9 protein-coding genes and 3 pseudogenes are annotated in these 16,329 nt (G+C 72.6%); all 12 read right to left on the bottom strand.

Translation table 11 applies throughout. From position 1 onward, the window contains the following. Positions 1 to 6: 6 nt before the first annotated feature. The 12 genes and pseudogenes from ftsZ to rsmH all read right to left on the bottom strand — a co-directional run bounded on the left by ftsZ (position 7) and on the right by rsmH (position 16,244). Positions 7 to 1,214 (bottom strand): annotated as a pseudogene (ftsZ, locus tag OVA21_RS05430) (cell division protein FtsZ). A 206-nt stretch (positions 1,215 to 1,420) separates the two neighbouring features. After that, a complete protein-coding gene (locus tag OVA21_RS05425) occupies positions 1,421 to 2,323 on the bottom strand; it encodes a cell division protein FtsQ/DivIB (protein WP_254050474.1) in 903 nt (300 codons plus the stop codon). Positions 2,324 to 2,336: 13 nt separating this feature from the next. Then, complete coding sequence (murC, locus tag OVA21_RS05420; protein ID WP_096907270.1) at positions 2,337 to 3,788, bottom strand: UDP-N-acetylmuramate--L-alanine ligase; 1,452 nt, start codon at positions 3,786 to 3,788, stop codon at positions 2,337 to 2,339. Positions 3,789 to 3,898: 110 nt separating this feature from the next. Beyond that, a pseudogene (gene murG, locus OVA21_RS05415) lies at positions 3,899 to 5,040 on the bottom strand (undecaprenyldiphospho-muramoylpentapeptide beta-N-acetylglucosaminyltransferase). A 133-nt stretch (positions 5,041 to 5,173) separates the two neighbouring features. Continuing rightward, positions 5,174 to 6,751 (bottom strand): putative lipid II flippase FtsW, encoded by a 1,578-nt coding sequence (gene ftsW, locus OVA21_RS05410; RefSeq protein WP_268091954.1) that lies wholly within the window; start codon positions 6,749 to 6,751, stop codon positions 5,174 to 5,176. 4 nt (positions 6,752 to 6,755) lie between these two features. Beyond that, positions 6,756 to 8,260: pseudogene (gene murD / locus OVA21_RS05405) on the bottom strand (UDP-N-acetylmuramoyl-L-alanine--D-glutamate ligase). A gap of 5 nt (positions 8,261 to 8,265) precedes the next feature. Continuing rightward, positions 8,266 to 9,360: a phospho-N-acetylmuramoyl-pentapeptide-transferase gene (gene mraY / locus OVA21_RS05400; protein ID WP_067713775.1), complete on the bottom strand. Its 1,095-nt coding sequence runs from the start codon at positions 9,358 to 9,360 to the stop codon at positions 8,266 to 8,268. Further along, positions 9,357 to 10,862, bottom strand: a complete 1,506-nt coding sequence (locus tag OVA21_RS05395; RefSeq protein WP_096905644.1) for a UDP-N-acetylmuramoyl-tripeptide--D-alanyl-D-alanine ligase — start codon at positions 10,860 to 10,862, stop codon at positions 9,357 to 9,359. Before OVA21_RS05395 ends, mraY begins: the two co-directional genes overlap by 4 nt. Next, a complete protein-coding gene (locus tag OVA21_RS05390; protein WP_096905645.1) occupies positions 10,859 to 12,418 on the bottom strand; it encodes a UDP-N-acetylmuramoyl-L-alanyl-D-glutamate--2,6-diaminopimelate ligase in 1,560 nt (519 codons plus the stop codon). Before OVA21_RS05390 ends, OVA21_RS05395 begins: the two co-directional genes overlap by 4 nt. A 75-nt stretch (positions 12,419 to 12,493) precedes the next feature. Further along, positions 12,494 to 14,392 carry a peptidoglycan D,D-transpeptidase FtsI family protein gene (locus tag OVA21_RS05385; protein WP_096905646.1) on the bottom strand — a complete coding sequence of 633 codons (1,899 nt, stop codon included), beginning with the start codon at positions 14,390 to 14,392 and terminating at the stop codon, positions 12,494 to 12,496. Positions 14,393 to 14,421: 29 nt separating this feature from the next. Continuing rightward, positions 14,422 to 15,225, bottom strand: coding sequence for a hypothetical protein (locus tag OVA21_RS05380; protein ID WP_096905647.1), 804 nt, complete (start codon positions 15,223 to 15,225; stop codon positions 14,422 to 14,424). Next, the gene (gene rsmH / locus OVA21_RS05375; RefSeq protein WP_096905648.1) at positions 15,222 to 16,244 is read right to left on the bottom strand and encodes a 16S rRNA (cytosine(1402)-N(4))-methyltransferase RsmH; all 1,023 of its coding nucleotides are present in this window, start codon (positions 16,242 to 16,244) and stop codon (positions 15,222 to 15,224) included. Before rsmH ends, OVA21_RS05380 begins: the two co-directional genes overlap by 4 nt. Between the last annotated feature and the right edge of the window lie 85 nt (positions 16,245 to 16,329).

The following is a 16,329-nucleotide window of genomic DNA, read 5'->3' as shown; positions in this document are numbered from 1 at the left end:
GGACCGTCAGTGCCGCATGAACGGCGGCACGTCGATGTCGTCGTCCTCGTCGCGGCGGCGGGAGGAGGACCCTCCCGCCGGAGCCGGGTTGCCGGCCGAGGCGGCGGGACCCGGGTAGGCCGACTCCTCGCGGCGGCGGCTGTCGAGGGGGTCGAGCCGAGTTCGGAGGCACCGCCGGTGTCGCCGGAGGCGCCGGGGACCGACTCGTCGTCGTCGAGGTGGTGGCGGCCGCGACGCGACTGTCCCGCGCCCGCGGTGACCGGACGGGACCCGCCGTCGAACCCGGCGGCGATGACGGTCACACGGACCTCGTCGCCGAGCGAGTCGTCCACGACGGTGCCGAAGATGATGTTGGCGTCCGGGTGCGCCTCCTCCTGCACGAGCGTGGCGGCCTCGTTGATCTCGAACAGCCCCAGGTCGCTGCCGCCGGCGATGGACATGAGGACGCCCTTGGCGCCCTCCATCGTGGTCTCGAGCAGCGGGGAGTTGATGGCGGCCTCGGCGGCCTTGAACGCGCGTCCCTCCCCGCGGGAGGAGCCGATGCCCATGAGGGCGCTGCCCGCCCCGGACATGACGCCCTTGACGTCGGCGAAGTCGACGTTGATCACGCCGGGCGTGGTGATGAGGTCGGTGATGCCCTGGACGCCGTTGAGCAGGACCTCGTCCGCGGTCTTGAAGGCCTCCATCATCGACACACCCGCGTCGCCGAGCTGGAGCAGGCGGTCGTTGGGGATCACGATGAGCGTGTCGCAGGCCTCGCGGAGCTGGTCGATGCCGGTGTCGGCCTGGCCTCCGCGACGCTTGCCCTCGAACGAGAACGGGCGGGTGACCACACCGACCGTCAGGGCGCCGAGCTTGCGGGCGATCGCGGCCACGACGGGCGCGCCGCCGGTGCCGGTCCCGCCACCCTCGCCGGCGGTGACGAAGACCATGTCGGCCCCCTTGAGGACCTCCTCGATCTCGTCCTTGTGGTCCTCGGCGGCCTTGCGACCGACCTCGGGGTCCGCGCCGGCGCCCAGCCCGCGGGTGAGCTCGCGGCCGACGTCCAGCTTGACGTCGGCGTCCGACATGAGGAGGGCCTGTGCGTCGGTGTTCACGGCGATGAACTCGACGCCCTTGAGCCCCTCGTCGATCATCCGGTTGACCGCGTTGACGCCGCCGCCGCCGATCCCGACGACCTTGATGACTGCGAGGTAGTTGTGCGGTGAGCTCATCGAGGCCCGGCCTTCCTATGGGGGTGTCGTGCTCGGTTGCATGCTGTCTCGACGAAAGTTCCGCGAGCCTAAAGTCTCACCCTCTAGTTGAGGGTTAAACTTGCTGGTCAGAGGCCTTTTCCGCCGTCTGCACACACGGTAGGTCCAGCAGCCCCGCGCGTCCACGAGGCTCGCGGGCGTGTCGTGTCCACCGGCTCCCGACCGGGCTACCGCGAGGCCGGCAGGGCGGGGTTCGACACGTTCCAGATCTGGCCCGGTTGCTCGAGCACCATCTGCAGGGCGACGGCCTTCTCGTGATCCCGCCCCGCCGCGCCCCATTCCACGATCCGCCCGTCGGCGAGTGTGAGGACGATGGACGCGGGGGTCTCCACCTCGACCGAGGCGATCTCCTGACCCGCCGTGCCGCGCACCTCGGCGAACACGGTCGCCAGATCGCGGACGATCGACGGCAGGTCAGCGCCGGCCGCGTCCCCGACGGTGAGCAGGGGCGTGCCGGGCGGGGGCTCACCGGGGCCGAAGTCGATGCCTTGGGCGTCCACGAGGTGCTGGGTCCCGTCGACCTCCACGACCACCAGGGCGGTGCGCTCGATCAACTCGATCCGCAGCCCCGAGGGATAGTCGCGCTTGACGGTCACCTGGTCGACCCGCGGGAGTCCGGCCACCCGCCGCGCGACGGCGTGCGTGTCCACCTGGAGGAGCGGGGTCCCGGGGACCACGGCGGCGCGCTCGGTCACCACCTCGGACGGGATCGTCCGGGTGCCCTCGACGCTGACCTCGCGGACCGAGAACACCGGCAGGAAGTACAGGGCGATGTAGCCGAGGAGCAGCACCACCAGTGCCACCCCGAGTCCGGCGTAGATGCGGTTGGTGCGTCGGCGGCGCCGCCGCAGCCGCGCGCGGACGGCCGGGTCGGAGTGCCGGACCCGCTCGTCGGAGCTGCGGACGGTGGCCGCGGCGAGCCGGCGGTCCGGGTCATCCGTGGACGTGGCCTCCGGGCCGCCCTCGGACGCCCGGTCCCCCGCTCCCCCGTCGGCGGTCGGGTGGTCCGGCGTGTCGTCCGGCTCGTCGACGGGCTCGTCGATCGGACGGTCCCCGGGTACGTCGGTCACCGCGCGGCCCTCCTCACGAACCCTGGCCCGACGGACCCCGGCCGGCGACGATCCGCGGACCGAGAGTGGTGATGTCCCCCGCGCCGAGGGTGAACACCACGTCATCGGCCTCGAGCAGCCCAAACACGGCCCCGAGCGCGGAGTCCAGGTCGGGCACGTGCTGCACGGGGACCGTCACGTGCCGCGCGACGGAACCGCCGTCGATGCCGGGTTCGGGCTGCTCGCGGGCGCCGTAGACGTCGAGCACCACGACCCGGTCGGCGAGCGAGAGCGCCCGGCCGAACTCCTCGGCGAAGATGCGGGTCCGCGAGTACAGGTGCGGCTGGAAGACGGCGACCAGTCGACCGCCGTCCGTCTCGACGATCTCCCTCGCCGCGCCGAGGACCGCCGCGACCTCGGTCGGGTGGTGCGCATAGTCGTCGTAGACACGCGCGCGCCCGCCTCCGACGACGGCCTCCCCCTTGGGTTCGAATCGTCGTCCCACTCCCCCGAACCCGGACAGGCCGGCGAGGAACCCGTCGGTCTCGAACCCGGAGGCGCCGATGCCGCTGGCGGCGATCCCGTCGGCGGCGGTCACCTCGCGCGCGGCGAGCAGGGCGGCGAGGGCGTTGAGCGCCATGTGTTCGCCGGGGGTCCCGACGTGCAGTTCGCCGTGGGGGACGCCGTCGAGCATGAGGTCGGCGCGGGTGCCGGCGGAGTCGACGACGATCTCCGAGAGTTCACCCGACACCGGCAGATCGGAGACCGGCCCGTCGGAGGTCCGGTATCCCAGCACGCGGACGCCCGCCGCCGCGGCCCGCCGGGCGCGCTCGGCGGCGCCCTCGTCGTCCAGGCACACCACCAGCGCGCCGATGGCGGGGATACGGGCGAGGAAGGTGTCGAACACCTCGTAGTAGGCCTCGGCGGTGCCGAAGTGGTCGAGGTGGTCGGGCTCGGCGTTGGTGAGGATGACCACGTCGGGGTCGTAGTGGACGAGCGAGCCGTCGGACTCGTCGGCCTCGGCGACGAACACCGGGTCGCTGCCGCCGCGGGCGTTGGTCCCGAACTGCAGGACGGTGCCGCCCACCGCGAAGGACGGGTCCGAGCCGGCGGCGAGCATGCCGGCGATGAGCATCGACGTCGTCGAGGTCTTGCCGTGCGTGCCACAGACCATGATCGAGCGGCCCGACCGTGCCAGGTGTCCCAGCACCTGTGACCGCGTGACGACGGGAATCCCCGCGGCCCTCGCGGCCGCGAGCTCGGGGTTGTCGGCGGGGATCGCGGCCTTGGAGATCACGACGATCTCCGGCGGTGCGCCGTGGGCTCCGAGCGCCTCGGCACTGTGCCCCACCCGCACGATCGAGCCCCGATCGGCCAGGGCCCGCAGGTCGGCCGAGTCGCGGGCATCGCTGCCCGAGACCGCGACGCCGTGATCGAGCAGGATCCGGGCGACCCCGGACATGCCGGCGCCGCCGATCCCGATCATGTGGACGCGGGTGAGGGTGGCGGGGACGTCATCGACGGACGCCGTGGTCGGCGGGGCCGGCGGGACGGACGGGGTCGGCGGGGTCTGGTCGGTCTGCGGGGTCTGGTCGGTCAACGAGGGGCCTTTCCGGCGGCGTCGAGCGCGATCCGCGCCACGACCTCCGCCGCGTCTCGGGAGCCGCCGCTGACTGCGGCGTCGGACATCGAGTCCAGGCGGCCGCGGTCCAGCAGCAGCGGCAGGACCTCGGTCCGCAGGTAGTCGGTGGTGAGTGCCCCGTCCTCCACGAGGAGTGCGGCCCCGCCGGCGACCAGGTCGCGGGCGTTGAGGGCCTGCTCACCGTTGCCGTGCGGGAGCGGGACGAACACCGCGGGCAGTCCGACGGCGGAGACCTCGGCGACGGTGATGGCTCCGGACCGACACAGGATGAGGTCCGCGGCCGCGTAGGCCAGGTCCATCCGGTCGAGGTAGGGCACGGTCACGTACGGGGTGGCGTCGGCGGGCACCCGGGCGGCGTCCACGACGTTCTTGGGGCCCACGGCGTGGAGGACGCCGACGCCGGCGCGGGAGAACTCCTCGGCGACGCCCGCCATCGCGGTGTTGAGCGAGCGCGCGCCCTGCGAGCCGCCCACCACGAGCAGGGTGGGGGCGTCGGGGTCGAGGCCGAAGGCGGCGCGTGCCTCCGCGCGGAGTGCCGCGCGGTCGAGCGTGGCCACCGAACGCCGGACGGGATTGCCCACGACGCGGGCGTCGAGGCCCGAGCCGGTGACGGCGGCCAGCGTGGCGACGGCGAACCGGGCGCCGAGCTTGTTGGCGATGCCGGCGCGGGAGTTGGCCTCGTGGACGATGATCGGGATCCGACGTCGCCCGCCGGCGCCCGTCCGGCCCAGGGGGCCGCCGCCGCGAGGTAGACCGGCACGCACGCGTAGCCGCCGAACCCGACGACGACGTCCGCCTCGGTGCGACGCAGGACGTCCCGCGCGCCCCGTACCGCCCGGAGCAGTCGGGTGGGCAGTCGGAACAGGTCGCCGCCGATGCTGCGCGGCAGCGGGACGGGGTCCACGAGTTCGAGTGGGACGCCCCGGCGCGGGACCAGCTCGGTCTCGAGCCCGCGCGGCGTGCCCACCGCGGTGACCCGCGCGGTGGGATCGAGGGCGGTGACGGCCTCGCCGACGGCGAGCGCCGGCTCGATGTGACCGGCGGTGCCGCCGCCGACCACCAGGACGGAGGGCCCGCCGGATCGTGGGGCGCTCATCGCTCCCGTCCCCGGTGGATCGGGCTCGGGCGACCCGCGCCGGGGCTCTGTCGGGAGCCGGCGTCAGGGGCCGGGCGACGCGGCTGGCGACGCTCGGCCTCCCGTCCGCGCACGGGCCGGGCGGTGCGGCCGGTCATCGCGGTGGCGCCGCGACGACGGTCCCGCGCGGCCTCGGCGGGGATGGGCATCGTCTCGTACGCCGGCGGCCTCGGGGTCCCCGGGGCGGCCGCGGGACGGGGGCGGGCTGGGCCGTACGGCGGGCGCCCGCGGACCTGTCGCGTGGGGCGGGACCGCCGGTCCGCGGCGGCTGCGGCCTGGTCACCGGGTCCCCGAACCGGCGGGTGCCGGCGCTGGACCGTCCGGGCGTGGCGGAGGCCGGGACCGGCCGCTCGGGCGTGTAGGGCCGCGGGTCGGGCAGCGCGAGCCAGCTGCGCCGGCGCCGCGACGGGGAGCTGAGGATCGCGGAGATGGCCTCCGGCTCGTGGCGGGCACAGTTGGCGAGCAGCCCGAGCGAGGTCAGGGTGACGACCGCCGACGTGCCGCCGTTGGAGATCAGGGGCAGCTGCAGACCCGTCACCGGCAGCAGGCCGACCACATACCCGATGTTGATGAAGGCCTGGATGACGATCGTCGCGGTGACGGTGCCGGCGAGCAGGCGCCGGAACGGGTCGACCGACCGCAGCGCGACGCGCATGCCGACCCACCCGAGGGTGAGGTAGAGCGACACCACGACCGCGGCCCCGAACCAGCCCAGTTCCTCGCCGATGATCGCGAAGATGAAGTCGTTGGTGGCCTCGGGCAGGTAGAACCACTTGGCGCTGGACTGCCCCAGCCCGACGCCGAACAATCCGCCGTCGGCCAGCGAGAGCATGCCCTGGTACGACTGGTAGGCCGCGCCCTGGGGGTTGGAGAAATCGCCCCGGAAGGTGTCGAAGTAGGTCCGGATCCGCTCGAAGCGGTAGGCGAACGCCACGGCGAGTACGCCGAACACCACGACGCCGACCGCGATGACCCACACGAAGTGCCGGGTGGGGTACCCGGAGAACCACAGCACACACAGGAAGGCGATGGTCACCGCAGTGGCCATGCCCAGGTCGGGGGCGACGACGACGAGGACCGCCACAACGAGGTAGCCGACCACGGCCGGGAAGAGCAGATCGAGCCAGTACCCCGTGCGCATCCGCTTGGCGACCACCGAGCACGCCCAGAGGATGAAGGCGAACTTGGCGATCTCCGCGGGCTGGATCGAGAACAGCCCCAGGTCGATCCAACCCTTCGACCCGTTGATCTCGGACCCGACCCCGGGGATCAGCACGGCCACGAGCAGTCCGATCGCGACCAGCAGCAGCGGAAACGCCGCGGCCCGGACCAGCTCGATGCGGACGCGCAGCGCGGTGACGAAGCCGACCCAGCCGATGAGGACGAAGAGCGCCTGGCGCAGGAAGATGTCGAACGGCGTGCCGCCGCCGGAGAAGGCGAGCACGTTGGAGCTGGACAGCACCATGCCCAATCCGATGACGGTGAGCAGGGCGGTGACCACCATGACCACGTGGTACGAGGTCAGGGGCGCGCGATTGATGGCGGCCAGGGGTGCGGCGATCCGCCCGAGCAGGTCCGGTCGCGTCTCGGTGGCCGCGCGCTCGTGCTGTGTCTTCTCACGCACCGGCTTCTCACGCGCCGGCTTCTGGCGCGCTGCCTTGTCGGTTGCCATTGCCCTACCTCCCGGCCACGCGGCCCACGGCGAGGACGAAGCTGCGCCCGCGGTGACCGTAGTCGGTGAACATGTCCATCGACGCGGCCGCGGGGGCGAGCAACACGGTGTCGCCTCCGGTGGCCATCCGTGCGGCCTCGGCGACCGCCCGGTCCATCGTCTGCTGCGGCTCGTCGGGACCCGCGGCATCGTCATCGTCTCCCGAGGCCAGCTCCACAACGGGCACCGCCGGCGCGTGTCGGGCCAATGCCTCGGCGATCCGCCCACGGTCGCGGCCGATGAGGACCACGCCGCGCAGCACGCCCGAGACCTCGGCGACCAGCGGCTCCACGTCGGCGCCCTTGAGCAGGCCCCCGGCGATCCACACCATCGTCCCGCCCGCGAGCAGCGAGGTCCGGGCGGCGTGGGGGTTGGTGGCCTTCGAGTCGTCCACGTAGGCGACCCCGTCGATCGTGTCGACCGGCTCCGCGCGATGGGCGCCCACGGTGAAGCCCCGCAGGGCCTCGGCCACGTGCTCGGGTCGCGCGCCCACGGAGAGGGCGACGGCCGAGGCGGCGAGCGCGTCGAGCACGCCCGCGGGCCCGGCCGGGCGGACGTCCGCTGCGGGCAGCAGCGCCACCTCGTCGTCGTCCTCGTCACCACCGCCGATCCGCGCGGTGAGAACGCCGTCGACGACGCCACACTCCCCGGACCGGGCGAACCGAGGCGCACCCCGATCGCGGTCGGGGCGGGCGCGGCGGCGAGCAGGCGCGCGGCGATCTCGTCGTCGGCGCCGGCCACGGCCACGCGGCCGGTGAGGACACGGGCCTTGGCCTCGGCGTAGGCCTGCATGGAGCCGTGCCAGTCGAGGTGGTCCTCGGCGACGTTGAGCACCACCCCGACGTCCGGGCGGCAACTCGGCGCCCAGTGCAGTTGGAAGCTGGACAGCTCGGCCGCCAGCACGTCGACGCGGGGCTCGGCCAGCAGGACGTCCGTCACCGGCAGCCCGATGTTCCCGCAGGCGCGCGCGGCCATCCCGGCCTCCAGGCAGATGGCCTCGAGCATCGAGGTGGTGGTGGTCTTGCCGTTGGTGCCGGTCACCGCGAGCCAGGTGCGTCGCGGCCCGAACAGTTCGGCGGCGTCGGCCCGCCAGGCCAGTTCGACATCACCCCACGCCGGCACCCCGGCGTCGGCGGCGGCCAGCAGCAGCGGCGAGTGCGGCCGCCAGCCCGGGCTCGTGATGACGAGGTCGACACGGCCCGGACCATCGGATCCGTCGAGGAGCTCGGCTGCGCGGTCGAGGTCGACGCCCGCACACCCGATGTCGTCGGGCAGCGCCTCTCGGAGTCGTGAGATGGCCTCGGGACGGGAGTCCGCGACGACCGGCTCGGCGCCCAGCGCGTGGAGGATGCGGACCGCGCCCGGGCCGGACACGCCCGCGCCCAGGACCAGCACGCGGGAGCCGGTCAGCTCGCGCACGTCGGGACCGGCGTCGGCCGCCGTGCCGGCGGTACCTGCGGTGTGGGTCATGTCGGTCATCCCGTCGAGCTCGCGAGCCAGTCGCCGTAGAACAGGGCGATCGCCAGACCACAGGAGATCGCGACGAGCAGCCAGAACCGGATGGTCACCGTGGTCTCGGCCCAGCCGCCGTTCTCGAAGTGGTGGTGGATGGGGGTCATGCGGAACGGCCGACGCCCGGTGGTGCGGAAGGCGGCCACCTGGATGAGCACCGAGACGAACTCGATGACGAACACGGCGCCCACGACCACCATGAGCAGCTCGGTGCGAGAGACCACGGACACGCCCGCGACGATGCCGCCGAGGAACATCGACCCGGTGTCCCCCATGAAGATCTTGGCCGGGGCCGCGTTCCACCACAGGAAGCCCAGGCAGGCGCCGAGCGCCGCCGAGCAGACCACCGCGATGTCGAGGGGGTCACGGACCTGGTAGCAGCCCGACAGGTCGACGCCCTCCGCGGTGGAGAAGCAGGAGTAGCGGAACTGCCAGAAGGTGAACACCACGTAGGTGCCCATCACCATCGCCATGGAGCCGGCGGCGAGGCCGTCCAGGCCGTCGGTGAAGTTGACCGCGTTGGACCAGCCGTAGACGAGGACGACGATGAAGACGAGGAAGACGACGACGGGGAAGCTCACCGCGACGAAGTCCCGCACGTAGCTCAACGACGTGCTGGCGGGGGTGAGCCCGTCGTTGTTGCGGAACTGCAGCACGAGGATGCCGAACGCGAGGGCCGCGAGGACCTGGCCGGCGGTCTTGGACAGGATGCCCAGGCCCTTGTTGTGGCGCTTGAAGACCTTGAGGCCGTCGTCGACCATCCCCACCACCGCCAGCGCGGTGGCCAGACCGAGCACGAGCACGCCCGAGGCGGTGAACCCGCCCCCGCCGACCGTGACCTGGCCGATCACCCCGGCGACGATGTACCCGAGCCACACGGCGGTGAGGATCGCGACACCACCCATGTTGGGCGTGCCGCGCTTGCTCATGTGGGACTGCGGTCCCTCGAGACGGATCTCCTGGCCGTAGCCCTTGCGCCGGAAGTAGATGATGAGCAGGGGTGTGAGGAAGATGCTCACGACGAAGGCGACGATGCCTGCGATCATGATCTGGGTCATGACTGGTTCTCCTCACCACGCGACGCGAGCAGGTGCTCGGCGACGCTCCACAAACCGACGGCAGCAGAGGCCTTGACCAGGACGATGTCGCCCGGCTCCACGCGTTCGTCCAGGATCGCCACGGCCTCCTCGGCGGTGGCGACGTGCTCCGCCTCGGAACCCCACGAGCCCTCCTGGATCGCGCCCTGGAACAGCGCACGCTGGGGGCGGCCCAGGCCCACGACCACGAGCTGGGACACGTCCAGGCGGACGAGGAAACGCCCGAGCAGGTCGTGCTCGGTGACCGCGTCCTCGCCGAGTTCGGCCATCTCCCCCAGCACCGCCCAGGTCCGCCGGTGGCCGCCGCCGGAGCGGGCCATGACGGCCAGGGACTTCAGCGCGGCCCGCATCGAATCGGGGTTGGCGTTGTACGAGTCGTTGACGACGGTGACGCCATCGGCGGTCATCCGTACGTCCATCCGGCGTACGGAGGCGGCCTCCGCGGTCCCCAGGGCGGCGGCCACCTGCTCGACCGACATCCCGCACGCGAGACCCACCGCGGCCGCCGACAGGGCGTTGCCCACCTGGTGCTCCCCGTGCACACGGAGCGCCACATCGGCCTCACCCCGCGGGGTGACCAGGCGGAAGGAGGCGCGTACCTCGTCGTCGAGCCGTACCCGCTCCGCACGGACGTCCGCGGATCCCTCGACCCCCACGGAGACCACCTCCGCGGCGGTGCGTCCGGCCATGGTCCGGACCCGCTCGTCGTCGGCGTTGAGGACGGCCACCCCGCCGTGGGCGGCGTCCGGGAGCGCCTCGACGAGTTCGCCCTTGGTGTCGGCGATGACCTCTCGCGAGCCGAACTCGCCGAGGTGTGCGGTGCCGACGTTGAGCACGACGCCGATCCGGGGCGGTGCCAGGGCCGCCAGCTCGCGGATGTTCCCGGGCGCACGGGCACTGAGTTCCAGGACGAGGAAGTCGGTGCCGGAGTCGGCGCGCAGCGCGGTCCAGGGATGCCCGATCTCGTTGTTGAACGATCCGGGTGGCGCGACGACAGTGCCGGCTTCGGACAGCACGGCGCCGATGAGGTCCTTGGTGCTGGTCTTGCCGGACGAACCGGTCACCCCCACCACGACCAGACCGTGGTCGGCGACCAGCCGGTCGACACTCGCGCGGGCGAGGGCGCCGAGCGCGGCGAGCACCGACGCGCCGGACCCGTCCGTGTCCGCGGCGAGCGCCATGGCGTTGGTCTGCCTCCGGTCGACCGCGGGCACGACGATCTGCGCGCCGTCCGCCCCGTCCACCTCGTGGGCGACGAGTGCCGCGGCGGCCCCGGCGTCGAGGGCGCGGGCGACGTAGTCGTGACCGTCGACGCGCTCCCCGGGCAGGGCCAGGAACAGCCCGCCCTCCCCGATCCGGCGGGAGTCGAACTCCACGGAACCGGTGACGGCCGACGCGGGGTCTCCACCGACCAACCGACCGCCGACTATCCCGGCGATCTCGCCGAGGGTGAGGTCGATCATGGTGCGTTGTCCTCCGTCTCGCCCGTGGGGGCGGCGTATCCGAGTCGTCTGATGAGTTCTTCGGCGGCTCTGGTGCGGTCGTCGAACGGGAACACGGTCCCGTTCCTCTCCTGACCGGTCTCATGGCCCTTGCCGGCGATCACGACGACGTCCCCGGTGCGGGCCCAGTCGATCGCCGTCGCGATCGCCGCTCCCCGGTCACCGACCTCCTCGATCAGGGTGTCGTCACCGGCGGTGGACTCGGTGCCCGCGAGGACCGCCGCGCGGATCTCGGCCGGGTCCTCGCTGCGCGGGTTGTCGTCGGTGACCACGACCAGGTCGGCGACCTCGGCGGCGGCGGCGCCCATGAGCGGGCGCTTGCCCGGATCGCGGTCGCCACCGGCACCGAGGACCACGGCGATGCGGCCCTCGGTCTGCGCGCGGACCGACCGGAGCACCGCCGCGACCGCGCCGGGCTTGTGGGCGTAGTCGACGAGCACCCGGAAGTCCTGGCCCCGCACGACGGGCTCGAGCCGGCCGGGGACCCGGACGCGCGCCAGACCGGCCGCCGCGCCTGCCACGTCCGAGCCGAGGGCATCGACGACGGCCAGTGCGACAAGAGCGTTGGCGACGTTGAACCGGCCGAGCAGCGGTAGTTCGACGTCGGCGGTCAGCCCGCGGGGGCCGTGCACGGTAAAGGTCTGGGTGCCGCGATCGGTGGTCGCGGACTCCCCCGCCGTCCAGTCCGCGTCGGCCCCGGGTTCGGCGGAGACCGTGACCGCGTCCGGCCGCATCCCGAGCAGTCTCCGGCCCCAGTCGTCGTCCACCACGACGACGGCCCGCTCGGCGGGGCGGACCGCGGACCCCGGGTCGGCCTCGGCGTCGAACAGACGGCACTTGGCACGGAAGTAGTCGTCCATGCTCGGATGGAAATCCAGGTGGTCCTGGGTCAGGTTGAGAAAGGCACCCACGGCGAACCTGGTGCCGTCCACGCGCCCGAGCCGCAGGGCGTGGCTGGAGACCTCGGCCGCGACCGCGCGGGCCCCCTCATCCCTCATCCGGGCCAGGAGGGCCTGGAACTCGGGGGCCTCGGGGGTCGTGAGGCGACTCGGCAGCGCCCGACCGTCGACCCGGCTCCCGGTGGTGCCGATGAGGCCCGCGACATGGCCGCCGCCTTCGAGCGCGGCTTCGACGAGGTAGGAGGTGGTGGTCTTGCCGGACGTCCCGGTGATCCCCACGACGTCGAGTGCGGCGGAGGGGTCTCCCGCGACCGCCGCGGACACCGCGCCGAGGACGGATCGGGGGTCCGGATGCACGAGGACGGGGACCCGGTCGGCCACGGCGGCCATCATCTCGAGACCCTCGGGGTCGGTGAGCACGGCGTCGGCGCCCGCCTCGATCGCGGTGGCGCCGAACGAGGCGCCGTGGACCCGCGTGCCGGGCAGTGCCGCGAAGAGGATCCCGGGGCCGCAGTCCTGTGCGCGGATCGTTGCACCCACGAGGTCGTCACCACCCCGGGTCCTGTCGCCGAGAAGGGTGGCCCGCACCGCGTCTGCCAGCTCTCGCGCTGTCGTCATCGCCTGTCCTCGCCCCGCCTTCCTTGCTCGCTACCCTCCCGTGAACCCGCTACACGCTACCCTGCCGGACGCTGATCACCGCGCCTGCAGGACCAGTTCCGGCGCGGGGGCGGACGGCGGGATGTTGTCGCGATTGACCAGCCACGATGCGATGTCGTGGAAGAGCGGGGCCGCGGAGGCCCCGAGCACGCCGCGCGAGGGGGCGTCGAGCATGATCGCGATCACATACCGCGGGTCGTCGGCGGGCAGGATGCCGGAGAAGGTGATCCAGTAGCGCGAGTTGGAGTAACAGGAGCACCCGGGGTCGATCTGCTGCGCGGTGCCGGTCTTACCACTGATCTGGTAGCCGGCGACCGCGGCCTGCGGGCCGGTGCCCTCGGACTGCACGACGGAGCGGAACATGTCCCGCACCGTGCGGGCGGTCTCGGTGCTGATGACCCGCTCACCTTCGGGACGCTCGGTCTCGGTGCGCTCGCCGTCGGGGCCGACGCGCTCGGCGACGATCCGCGGCGGCACGCGGACACCGTCGTTGGCGATGGTCTGGTAGATGCCCGCCATCTGCAGGGTGGTCATGGACAGGCCCTGCCCGATGGGCAGGTTGGCGAAGGTGCCGCCCTGCCAGTTCTGCAGGTCGGGCACCAGACCCTCGGACTCCCCGGCGAGTTCGATCCCCGAGCGCTGGCCGAGGCCGAACTTGTCGAGGTACTCGGAGAACGGCTCCTTGCCCACCCGCTGGGCGAGCATGAGTGTGCCGACGTTGGAGGACTTCCCGAAGATGCCGGTGGTGGTGTACGGGGTGGGGCCGTGCTGCCACGCGTCGGAGACGGTGACACCTTCCATGCGGATGCTGCCGTCCACGGAGTGGACCTCGTTCGGATCGGTCAGCCCCGCCTCGATCGCGGCGGCGGCGGTGATGATCTTCTGCACGGAGCCCGGTTCGAACGGCGAGGTGATCGCCGGGTTGCCCAGGTCCGCCCCCCGCTCGAGCTCGGCAGCGACCCCGACGGCCGGGTTGAACGTGTTGTCGTTGGCCATCGCGCGGACCTCACCGGTGCGCGCATCGAGCACGACGGCGGACGCGGTCTCGGCTCCGGAGGTGTCCTTGGCGGTCTGGATGGCCTTCTGCACGTGCCACTGCAGGTCCGCGTCCAGGGTGAGGCGGATGGTGTCGCCGTCGCGCGGCTCGGTCACGTTGCGCAGGGTGCCCGGGATGACGGTGTTGTCCTGGGCCCGGTCGAACGTCTGCCGCCCGTCCTCCCCGTCCAGTTCGTCGTTGAAGTGTGCCTCGATGCCCTGGAGCCCGATCAGCTTGCCCTCGTCGCTCTTCGTCGTCGCACCGACGACGTTCGCGGCGAGCGCGCCCCCCGGGTACTCACGGATGTCGACCCGCTCGGCCCCGATCATGGGGTAATCGCGGGTGATGGCGTTGGCCAGCGTGACGTCGACGTTGCGGACGAGATAGGTGAAGCCACCCTCCGAGGTGAGTTTGGCCTCGATCTCGTCGCGGTCGACGGCGTCACCGAGCACGGTCTCGAACTCGTCGGCGATCTCCTCGACCAGTTCGTCCCAGGTGGGCTTGGTGCTGTCGAGCTCCCGTCGCACCTCGGCGTTGCGCTGTTCGACCAGCGGCTGGATCGACAGATCGCGGGCCTCGCGGGTGAACGCGATGGGGTCGCCGTTGAGGTCGACGATCGCTCCCCGCGTGGCGGGCAGGACCTCGTGGACCTGGCGTTGGCTCTCGGCGCGGGCCGCGAGCTCCGTTCCCCCGAGGGTCTGCACCCAGAAGAGCTTGACGAGCGCGATGACCATGATCATCGCGAAGGCGGAGCGCATGAAGGTGAAGCGTCGCTCGGTCGCCGAGGCGGTGAGGACCCTGCCGAACCGGTTCGGTGGCCGTCCGGCTCCCGGCGCGGTGCCGCGCGGGGCGCCCGAGGGGACCCGGGCGCCCGTTCCCGGGCTGCGTCGTTCGGTCATCTCCAGCGGGCCTTTCGGGGTTCGGGTGTCTAGAAGAGCGGTCCGGGCACCGGGGCGAGGGTCGCGGCGTCCTCACCGGGCGGTGCCGGAGCCGGCGGGACGAGGTCGGGCGCGGGGTCCGCCTGTGGGGCGGGAGCCGGTGGGGCGGACTCGACCATGGCGGGCGGTGGGGTGACCGGGGACGGAGGGGCTGCGAGGGGCGGATAGGGAACGGGGGCGACCCCGCGGGGCGTGCGGTCCTGGGGCGCCTGCGCGGGCGGGGCGTCGAATCCGTCCCGGTCGGACGACCTCGACGGTCCGGACGCTACCGGAGCGGGCTGCAGAGGTTTGATCGGCGCGCCGAGCTTCGCCTCGGGCTCGCCGACGATCTCGAGCACGCCGTCCGATCCCCTGGTCAGGATGGGTGCGCTGGCGACTCCGACCATGCCGAGCTTCTCCGCGCGCTGCGCCAGCACCTCGGCGGACCGGGCGCGTTCGTTGGACGCCTGCAGAGCTTCCATCCGTTCCACCAACTCCACATTGGCGTCGCGGGCGTTCTTGAGGTCGTAGGTGTCCTGGGTGGTCTGCGCGGACAGCAGGAGGGTGCCGCCCACCCCCGCGCCGATGAGAAGGAGGAGGACGACGACGAAGGGAACCCTCGCGGCGAGCTCGGCGGGACTCAGACGTTCCGCCGGGACGACCACGGTCCGGCGGCCGCGAACCGAGCGGGTGACGGGCTTGCGTCGGAGGCCGACGGGCCGTCCCGCGGGTGCGGGCGCGTCGGCACCCGGTGTCGTCGCCGGGCGGGTGTCGAGCCCGCCGGCGGTGCCGGGCGTGTCGATCGTGCTCGTCATGGGGTTCTCCCGTCGATACGCCGGACACACCGCACCCGCACCGAGGCCGAGCGCGGGTTGTGGTCGATCTCCTCCTGTGAGGCCTTCTCCGCTCCCCGGGTGATCGCCTCGAACTCGGGGCCGTGACCGGGGAGCTCCACGGGCAGGCCCGCCGGAGTCCGCGATGCGGTCCGCGTGGCCAGCTCGCGTTTGACGATCTTGTCCTCGAGGGAGTGGTAGGACATGAACACCGCACGGCCGCCGAGGCGGAGCAGGTCCAGGTATCCGGGCACCGCGTTCTCCACGGCCTCCAGCTCGGCGTTGACCTCGATGCGCAGGGCCTGGAACACGCGTTTGCCCGGGTGTCCGCCGGTCCGGCGGGCACCTTGCGGGATGGTGTCGTAGAGCAGCTCGACGAGTTGGGAGCTGGTCACGACGGGGTCGGTGTCCCGGCGGCGGACGATCGCTGCGGCGATCTGTCGCGCGAATCGCTCCTCGCCGTAGACGCGCAGGACGCGGGCGAGGTCGTCACGCGGGTACTCGGCCAGGATGTCGGCCGCGGTGGGGCCGGTGGTGGGGTCCATCCTCATGTCGAGCGGGGAGTCGACGGAGTACGCGAAACCTCGCTCGGCCACATCGAGCTGCATGGAGGAGACACCGAAGTCGAGCAGGATCCCGTCGATCGCGGGGCCCGCCTCGTCCCGGGACTCCCCGGGGAGGGCCGCCACGACGCGGTCGAAATCGTCGAAGCGGGCGTGAACCGGCGTGAACCGGTCGCGGTAGGCCGTGAGGCGACGGGTCGCCATCTCGAGGGCCTCGGGGTCACGGTCGACGCCGAGGATGCGCAGCTCACCGAACTCGGCCAGCAGGTGGGAGGAATGCCCCCCGAGCCCGAGGGTCCCGTCCACGATCACGGGGACGCGGCCGTCCTGCGCGGCCGCCTCGACGACGGGCCGGAAGAACTCGATGGTCCGCTCGAGGAAGACGGGTATGTGCCCGGAGCGCGTGGCGTCGCGGTCGGCGTCGGACTCGTCTGCCATCTCGCCTCCTCGCGTCCGGAAGTCGTCGGTGCTCCGGTTGTGGTGGAGCCCCCTGGTCCCCGTCCGGTACCCACCTGGCGTTGGG

Source organism: Dietzia sp. SL131, from assembly GCF_026672565.1.
In the GTDB taxonomy this organism is placed as follows: domain Bacteria; phylum Actinomycetota; class Actinomycetes; order Mycobacteriales; family Mycobacteriaceae; genus Dietzia; species Dietzia kunjamensis.
This window is presented reverse-complemented; position numbering and strand designations above follow the sequence as displayed.

Bases quoted from the DNA above. Each gene is read 5' to 3' on its own strand.
- murC (WP_096907270.1), bottom strand. From the start codon at position 3,788: ATGATCGGGATCGGCGGCGCCGGCATGTCCGGGGTCGCCCGGATCCTG.
- ftsW (WP_268091954.1), bottom strand. From the start codon at position 6,751: ATGGCAACCGACAAGGCAGCGCGCCAGAAGCCGGCGCGTGAGAAGCCG.
- mraY (WP_067713775.1), bottom strand. From the start codon at position 9,360: ATGACCCAGATCATGATCGCAGGCATCGTCGCCTTCGTCGTGAGCATC.
- OVA21_RS05395 (WP_096905644.1), bottom strand. From the start codon at position 10,862: ATGATCGACCTCACCCTCGGCGAGATCGCCGGGATAGTCGGCGGTCGG.
- OVA21_RS05390 (WP_096905645.1), bottom strand. From the start codon at position 12,418: ATGACGACAGCGCGAGAGCTGGCAGACGCGGTGCGGGCCACCCTTCTC.
- OVA21_RS05385 (WP_096905646.1), bottom strand. From the start codon at position 14,392: ATGACCGAACGACGCAGCCCGGGAACGGGCGCCCGGGTCCCCTCGGGC.
- OVA21_RS05380 (WP_096905647.1), bottom strand. From the start codon at position 15,225: ATGACGAGCACGATCGACACGCCCGGCACCGCCGGCGGGCTCGACACC.
- rsmH (WP_096905648.1), bottom strand. From the start codon at position 16,244: ATGGCAGACGAGTCCGACGCCGACCGCGACGCCACGCGCTCCGGGCAC.